Consider the following 7,896-nt stretch of genomic DNA (forward strand, 5'->3'; position numbering starts at 1 on the left):
ACCCTGGCCCTGGGCCGGGCGGGCGCCGAACCGGCCGGCGCCACGGCCCCCGGCCGCATGTGGATACGCCTGTACCGGGACGGCCGCCCCGACGGCACCGCCGCCACCCCGGCCCGGGCCAGGGAGGCCCTGTCCGGACACGCGGGCCGCATGGCCTGGATCGCCCTGGCCGACCCCGCCCGGGACCAGCTCGCGGAGCTGGCCCGGGTCTTCCGGCTGCCCCCGCTGGCCCTGGAGGACGCCGTCGTCGCCCACCAGCGGCCCAAGGCCGAGCTGTACCGCGACGTCCTCTTCGCGGTGCTGCGGCCGGCCGGGTACGACGAGGACGCGGAGGCGGTGCGCGTCGGCGAGGTCCACGTGTTCGCCGGAGAGGACTTCGTCATCACCATCACCCACACCGACCGGCTGGACCTCTCCGCCCTGCGCCCGCGCCTGGAGAAGGAGCCCCGCCTTCTCGCCCGCGGACCCCTGGCGGTGCTGTACGCCGTCCTGGACCACGTGGTGGACGCCTACGCCCCGGTCGTCGCGGCCCTGCAGGAGGACGTCGACGAGCTCGAGAACGAGGTGTTCTCCGGGGCCCGCGGCACCTCACAGCGCACCTACCGGCTGGCCCGCGAGGTCATCCTCCTCCAGCGCGCGGTGGACCCGCTCGGCCGGGTCCTGGAGGAGTTCATGGCCCGCCTGCGGGAGCCCGCCGAACAGCGCGGCCCCGGCGGGCCCCGGCCGCGCGGGGACCGCGGGGAGCTGGAGCACCTGTACGGCCACCTGCGCGACACCGCCGACCACGAGGCCGCGGTGCGCGAGCGCGTCGACGCGCTCGCGCAGCTGCTGCAGAACATCATGTCGGTCAACGGCACGCTCGTCGCCCAGGCCCAGAACGAGGCGATGAAGAAGGTGTCCTCCTGGGGCGGCATCCTGGTGGTGCCCACCCTCATCGCCTCGGTCTACGGCATGAACATCCCGCCCTCGACCGGGTTCGGCTGGACGTTCAGCTGGCCGCTCGCCCTGCTCCTGATGGGGCTGTCCAGCCTCTGCCTGTACCTGGTCTTCCGCCGCAACGGCTGGCTGTGACCCCGCCGCGCGCGGACCGCCTCACATCCGCCAGGGCAGGTTGCGCCACGGGCTCTCCGGGTCGGTGGCCAGCACCCGGTGCGCCTTGACCGAGTCGGTGTAGTACACGCCGAACTCCCCGTCGTCGAACCCCATGGCCCGGCCCAGGGTGAACCCGGCCGACATCTCCTCCCAGGACCCGTGGTGGCGCATCGACATCGCCCCGGCCCGGACGATGTGCGGCAGGGCCATGTCCTCGGTGGCGTAGCCGGCGTTGACCCCCCACCGGGACAGGTTGACGGCCCGCCCGAAGTCGTAGGCGCGCACCGTGCGCACCACCGCGCCCCGGGGCAGCACCCCGTCGGCGACCATGCGCTCCTCGTACTCCCACACCCGGGCGGCCTCGGCCACCATCTCGTCGTAGGTCTCCCTGGGGGCGCCCCGCTCCCGGCACCAGTACGCGACGAGGTCGGGCCACGTCCCGGCGTCGAAGGCGACCCCGGGACGGGAGTCCACGACCCGGGCGCGCAGCTCCAGCACCAGGGACAGGGCCGTGGGCGCGCGGTCCGCGGCGGTCAGGGACACCAGGGCCCGCTCCCACCCGGCGTGGTCGGTGATGCCCCAGGCCGAACGCAGCTTCTCGCGGTCGTCGCGCGCGTCGCAGCACGAGCACGCGGAGTGGATCGCGTTCCACACCCCGCCGTTGGCCACGGGCATGTGCGCCCCGTTCGCGAAGGCGTGCGCCAGCGGTCCCTGGAACACGCCCCGGGGGTCGCTGCGCAGCCGCGGCCTCTTGGTGAACAGGCCCATGTCCATCCGCCTCTCACGGTTCTTCCGCCCCAGGATCCCAGCGCCGTCTACCGGGGGTCGAGCAGGCCCGAGATCTCGTCGGCCAGCTTCCGCGCGGTGGCCTCCCGCGCCCTGGCCTCGTCCAGTCGTTCACGCCACTGCCGCCCGGCCTGGTCGGCCTCCCGCCGCAGCCGGTGCAGCTGCGCCTCGCGCGCCTCCGCGGCCGACCGGGCCTCCCGCAGGTCGCGGACGAGGAAGCCGACGGCGCCCAGCGCGCACCCCGCGGCCAGGAACCAGGCGAACCCGGCCTGGGACACCAGCGCCAGGACCCCCAGGAGCGCGGCCAGCACCCCGAGCCCCCACACGTAGAGGCGGCCCCCGTGCTCGGCGCGGTAGCGGAGGGCCAGCTGCTGTTCGGCCCGGTTCAGCTGAGGGGTGGTGGGCCCGTTCTCGGTGACCCCGACCCGGACCCCCTGGACGGTGACGGTCGTGGACTCCGGCAGCGGGGCCGAGGCCTGCCGCAGCAGGTCCTCCACGGCCCTTGTCACGGCCGGGCGTTGCAGGACCAGCGCGAAGGTGCTGCGGTGCGGGGTGGCCCCGGAGGCGCGCAGGTCCTCCGCCAGCAGGGAGGCGACGGTGCCGACCTCATCGTCCCAGCCGGGCCTGCGCCCGCCGCCGCCGTTCTCGATGACCGCGCGCAGCTCGTTGGCGCGGGCGATCAGCGGGGCCTCCTCCGGGGTGCCCTCCTCGACCAGCGCGACCAGCGCCTCGGTGAGGAAGGAGGCGCTGCCCTCGTCGGGCGCCGTCCGCTCCGCTCCGGTGTCCCCGCCCAGCGCGGTGATACGGGCGACGTCCCCGTGCAGTGCGGTGAGCCTGTCCACGGCCGCGGCGCGGGCGTCCAGCTGTGCGTCCGGGGCGCTGCCGCCGCCGCGGCGGCCGGAGCGGGAGGACCTCCCGGAGGCGGCGGGGGCCGACAGGTCGAGCGCGGGCGGTTCGGCCCCCAGCGCCGACCAGTGCCGCAGGGTGGAGAGCAGCAGCTGCTCGCGGGCCTCCTCGCCCAGGGACCCGTCGGCGGTGAGGATCCACAGGGCGCGCCGTCCCCGGCTGATCTGCTCGTCGGGGGCGGGCAGGTGGGGGAGCAGGTCGCCGGAGCCGCCCAGGGTGCGGGCGTACTCGGCGCGGGTGAGGGCGGCGGCCAGGACCGAGAAGGCGGCGGCCCGCTCCGGGTCGCGCCGGGCCGCCTCGTCCAGGTGCGGGAGCGCTCCGGCGGGGGAGCCGGTGAGCAGCGCGTGCAGGCCGTGTGCGGCGGGCGGGAGCCAGTAGTCGGGGACGTCCTCCAGCTCCAGGACGGCGGGGACCGTCCCGTCGAGCATGGCCAGGACGCGGTGCCTGGCCAGGGCGTGCGGGGAGAACACGGCCAGGGTGGCGCGGATGTCGCTGAGCTCGATGAAGGCGTCCAGGGTGGCCGAGACCCGGTCCAGCCTCTGTTCGAGGCCGCCGCGCAGGCTCGACAGCTCCGAACGCATCCTCTTGCGTTCGGAGTACAGCATCGAGTGGGCCGAGCTGACGTCCTCCTGCAGTTCCCTGATGCGCCGGTTCTGCGAGTAGTCGATCCAGTCCATTCCCGTTGCTTCTCTCTCCAGGGGTCCGGGCACGTGCACGCCATGGCGTGGGATGTGCGCGGCGGCCCGAGGGTTCCGCCTCCGCGGAGAATGTGAGCGTTCGGTGACCCGGGAGGGCCGGACCGGCGGGGCCTGTAGCCGAGGGTGACGAGGAGAGTACGGAAAAGGGATTGGTAATACTAATCACCCGGCCTAGCATGGGAGCGCTCTCATAACTGGAAGGCCGCCGATGGACCACCCCGCCCCGTATCCCGCCCTGCCCCCGCACCTGCTCTTCGGTACCGCCACCGCCGCCTACCAGATCGAGGGCGGGGCGAACGAGGGCGGCCGCGGCCCCTCCATCTGGGACACCTACTGCCGCACCCCCGGCCGGGTCGCCCGCGGCGAGACCGGTGACGTCGCCTGCGACCACTACCACCGCTACGAGGAGGACGTCGCCCTCCTGGCCGCCCTGGGCGTGGACCTGTACCGCTTCTCCGTCGCATGGCCGCGCGTCCAGCCCACCGGAGCGGGCAGCCCCAACGCCGAGGGGCTGGACTTCTACGACCGGCTCGTCGACACCGTCCTGGCCGCCGGGGTCGAACCCGCGCTCACCCTCTACCACTGGGACCTGCCCCAGGCGCTGGAGGACGCCGGCGGCTGGCGCGTCCGCGACACCGCGCACCGGTTCGCCGAGTACGCCCGCATCGTCGCCGACCGCCTGGGGGACCGGGTCTCCCGGTGGATCACCCTCAACGAACCCTTCTGCACCGCCTTCGTCGGCCACGCCGTCGGCCGCCACGCGCCCGGCACCCGCGAGGGCACCCCCGCCCTGGCCGCCGCCCACCACCTGCTGCTGGCCCACGGCCTGGCCGTCGGCGAGCTGCGCGCGGCCGGCGCCGGGGAGGTGGGCATCACCCTCAACCCCGACCACCTCGTCCCCGCCACCGACTCGGCTGCGGACCTGGCCGCCGTCGAACGCGCGCGCACGCTGCACAACCGGGTCTGGCTCGACCCCCTCTTCGCCGGCGCCTACCCCGACAACGAGAGGGAGGTGTGGGGGGACCTCGTCGACGACTCCCTGCGCCGCGACGGCGACCTCGCCGTCATCGGACGGGAGCTGGACTTCCTCGGCGTCAACTACTACCGGCCCATCAAGCTCCGCGACGCCCCGCACACCGAGCCCGACCCGGCCGCCCGCACCGCCGTCGACATCGGCACCGAACAGGTCGCCTACGAGGACGTCCGGCACACCACCATGGGCTGGCCCGTGGTGCCGGAGACCTTCACCGAGATGCTCGTCGACCTGGACCGGCGCTACCCCGGCCTGCCGCCGATCTACATCACCGAGAACGGCTCCGCCGAGGAGGACCTCCCCGACGCCTCCGGCCGGGTCCGCGACACCGACCGCATCGCCTACCTGAACGACCACCTCACCGCCCTGGCGGCGGCCGTCGAGGCGGGCGTGGACGTGCGCGGCTACTTCGTGTGGTCCCTGCTCGACAACTTCGAGTGGGCCTACGGCTACGAGCGCCGCTTCGGGCTGGTGCGGGTGGACTACGAGAAGCTGACCCGCCACCCCAAGGACAGCTACCACTGGTACCGCGGGCTCATCGCCGACCACCGCGCCCGCCGCGCCGGGGCCGGGGACTGAGGTCCCGCCGTCGCCCGCGCCCGTGCGGGAGGGCGCCCCGGCCCACGGCACGGGGGCGGCGCTTCCACACGGGGCGGGCGTCCGCCGGGCGCGGGGTTCAGGCCCGGCGGCGGGCGATGTCGCCGAACGCGCCCACGACGGCGCCCAGGGCGAACATCGACGCCTCGTCCTCGTCCATGTGGACCAGCCCGGCGGGCAGCAGCACCCGGTAGGGCTTGTCCTCCCCGTTGGAGAGGATCTCCAGGCCGTCGATGATCCCCTGCCCCTTCAGCATGAGGAGAGCCTCCTCGACTCTTCCCCTGCGGTCGCCGCGAGACCAGATCGACATCGTTCAACCCTCACTACGGCCCGGGGCCGTCGCGGGCGGGCGCACGGCGACGCGGTTCCCGTCCGGACGGGCCGACAACCCCAGTGATACCACCCGAGCACCGGGCGTACACGCCCTGTCCGGATTCTCCTCCTTGTCCGGAAGCGGTCAGTGGTCGGGCTTTGCGGTGCCGGGGCCGCCGGAGCGCGGGCGGCTGCGGCCGGACGGCCGCAGCCGCGCCGCCCGGTCCGGGGGCGCCGGGTCAGCCCGTGATCGGGGTCATGGCGTCGCCGCGCACGTCGACAGCGCTCACCTCCACCGGCGCCGCGGGCGGGCCGTCGCCGAGGCGGGGGCCGGCCACCGCCAGCACGGGGCCCTCGCCGTCGCCCTCGGCCCCGCCCGACACCCGCACGGAGGCGGCCTCGCGGGAGGCCGCCGCCAGGTAGTGCCACCGGCCGTCGGGGGCCTCCCACCAGGTGCCCGCCACCACCTGCCGGTCCAGGTTGCTGCACGCCCAGCCGCCCGCGCTCTCCCCGGCGACCACCGTCGCGGTGCCCTCGTCGGTGGTCGCCACCAGCACCGCACGGGCCAGGCCGCCGCCGTCGTGGGTGCCGTAGCGCAGGCACACCCACCGGCCGGAGCCTCCGCCGGGCAGGTCCTGTACGGCGAACTCCCAGGCCGTCGCCGTGACCACCGGTCCGCGCGGCGGACCGCCCGCGCAGGCGACCTCGCCCCACAGGTCGAACCCGTGCTCGGCGTCCAGGACCTCGTGCGGGCCCAGGCGGCGGATCTCGGCGGGCGGCGGCGGCATGTACCCCAGGTGGGCGGTGGCCGGCCCGCCCAGGTCCACCACCGTGTACGGCTGGCCGTGCGCCACCTCGGGGGCGCGCAGCCGCAGCACCGGGCCGGTGCCGCAGTGCCCGTCCGCGGGCAGCGGGCCGGTCACCCCGTGCCCGTCCCGCGGCACCTCGGCCCAGCCCTCCTCCGCGGAGCCCAGGGACGCCGACGCCGCCTCGGTGACCCACGGCGGCAGCAGGTAGCGCACGCCTGCGGCGGTCTCGGACAGGCGCACGGCGGGCCAGTTCGCCACGCCGTTCGCGGGCTCGGCGAACACCTCCACCTCCTCGGCGTCCCCGTCCCGGGTGTAGCGGGCCGTCCGGGGGGCGTCGTGCAGCAGCACCACGTCGCGGCCGTCCACCCGGCCGGCGAAGACCAGGCGCGGATCGCGCGGCGCCCGCCCGTCGTGGTCGGTCCAGGCGGCCAGCGCGGCGTCGGCCAGACCCTCGTCGCCGACGGCGTCGCCCCGGGCGGGCCACGCGGTCAGGTCCAGCCGGAAGCTCTCCCGCCAGGCGTCCCCGTCGGTGAGGACGGCCGCCTCCACCGGTGCGGACGCCGACCCCGGGGGCCCGGGCCGCGCCTGCGTCGTCAGGGCCAGGGCCGCCAGCGCCAGGACGAGCAGCCCGGCCCCGGCCGCCGCCAGGGCACCGCGGGCGGGCGGCGCCCCGCGCCCGCTGACCCGCACCACGGTGGGGTCGGGCGGGCGGAACCCGTCGGCGACCGCGGCCGCCCGGTCCAGCGCCCCCTCGGGGTCGGTGGCCCCGGCCCGCCGCAGCAGCGCCGCGGCCTCCTCCGGCGCCAGCGCCTCCACCCGCAGCAGCGCGTACCCGGCGCGCGCCGCCGGGTCCAGCCCGTCCAGGGGCGCCAGCGCCCGCTCGAAGGGGGTGATCCCCTCCACGGGCGACACCCGCAGCCCGGCCGCGCCCCGCCGCGGCCGCCTGCCGCGCAGCGCCCGCCGCAGTACCCGCAGCCGTACCCGCGGGTACTCCCGCGCCCGGGGGTTGCGCCGCCCCCACGGCAGCGCCCGGGACACCAGCCGGTGCGCGCTCGGCAGCAGTTCGTGCGCGGGCGGGCGGCCGGACAGCGTGAGCAGCGCCAGGAGGACGAGATTGCGGTACGGGTCGCGGGGGAGGGGGCGGACCGGGGGAGTGGGCATCGGGGCTCCTCGGGGATCTTTCCGAGCGAGCCTAGGGAAACCGGTGCGGGTCCACCCGGCGAACGCCGATACCCGCGCCTTATGTCCCGAAAGTCCCACCCCGCAGGCGTTCCCGGGCCTGGGGGCCGACCCTCGCCGACCCGGCCGAACCGGTGACTCTTCGAAAGAACAGAGCGCTGCGACAGGGTTCCCATCTCCGCCCGGCCTCACTGGATCAGGCCGCCGCCCCGGTGCCGTTCGCGCCGGCCATCGCCCTGATGTCCTGCTCCGAAGTGCCACCGCGGCCCGTATCTCCCGTGGGGATGGCCGTCCGCCCCTGGACAATGACCGGGAGGCCGGCGCCAGGCGTCCTGGGGAGGGGTGCCTACGGACCGCTTCCGTTCCGGTGCGACCGGAACGGGTTTCAACGGCCGGGCCGGACGATGTTCTCCAGCGGCTCCCCGGCCGCCCAGCGGGCGAGCTGGGCGTCCATGAACGCGCGGGCCCGCGGGTAGAACGCCGC

Annotated in this window: 6 protein-coding genes and 1 pseudogene; 2 read left to right on the plus strand and 5 right to left on the minus strand. The window is 75.8% G+C overall.

Annotated features, from left to right (window positions below):
- Positions 1–3 precede the first annotated feature (3 nt).
- Positions 4–1,071, plus strand: a complete 1,068-nt coding sequence (locus ABZ249_RS29145; protein ID WP_355269208.1) for a magnesium and cobalt transport protein CorA — start codon at positions 4–6, stop codon at positions 1,069–1,071.
- A 21-nt stretch (positions 1,072–1,092) separates the two neighbouring features.
- On the opposite strand, the gene ABZ249_RS29150 is transcribed toward ABZ249_RS29145, so the two are convergent.
- Positions 1,093–1,860, minus strand: a complete 768-nt coding sequence (locus ABZ249_RS29150; protein ID WP_355269190.1) for a DUF1266 domain-containing protein — start codon at positions 1,858–1,860, stop codon at positions 1,093–1,095.
- Between the two features lie 47 nt (positions 1,861–1,907).
- A complete protein-coding gene (locus ABZ249_RS29155) occupies positions 1,908–3,461 on the minus strand; it encodes a hypothetical protein (protein WP_355269192.1) in 1,554 nt (517 codons plus the stop codon).
- 229 nt (positions 3,462–3,690) lie between these two features.
- Here ABZ249_RS29155 and ABZ249_RS29160 point away from each other — a divergent pair, with 229 nt between their 5' ends.
- Positions 3,691–5,094 carry a GH1 family beta-glucosidase gene (locus ABZ249_RS29160; RefSeq protein ID WP_355269194.1) on the plus strand — a complete coding sequence of 468 codons (1,404 nt, stop codon included), beginning with the start codon at positions 3,691–3,693 and terminating at the stop codon, positions 5,092–5,094.
- Positions 5,095–5,191: 97 nt separating this feature from the next.
- Here ABZ249_RS29160 and ABZ249_RS29165 read toward each other — a convergent pair whose 3' ends face one another.
- The 3 genes and pseudogenes from ABZ249_RS29165 to ABZ249_RS29175 all read right to left on the minus strand — a co-directional run.
- Positions 5,192–5,422, minus strand: a complete 231-nt coding sequence (locus ABZ249_RS29165; protein WP_220560492.1) for a hypothetical protein — start codon at positions 5,420–5,422, stop codon at positions 5,192–5,194.
- Between the two features lie 241 nt (positions 5,423–5,663).
- Positions 5,664–7,394: a hypothetical protein gene (locus ABZ249_RS29170; RefSeq protein WP_355269196.1), complete on the minus strand. Its 1,731-nt coding sequence runs from the start codon at positions 7,392–7,394 to the stop codon at positions 5,664–5,666.
- A 403-nt stretch (positions 7,395–7,797) separates the two neighbouring features.
- Positions 7,798–7,896 (minus strand): annotated as a pseudogene (locus ABZ249_RS29175) (dihydrofolate reductase); the annotation flags it as partial.

It is taken from the genome of Nocardiopsis sp. NPDC006139, assembly GCF_040614155.1.
GTDB lineage: Bacteria > Actinomycetota > Actinomycetes > Streptosporangiales > Streptosporangiaceae > Nocardiopsis > Nocardiopsis changdeensis.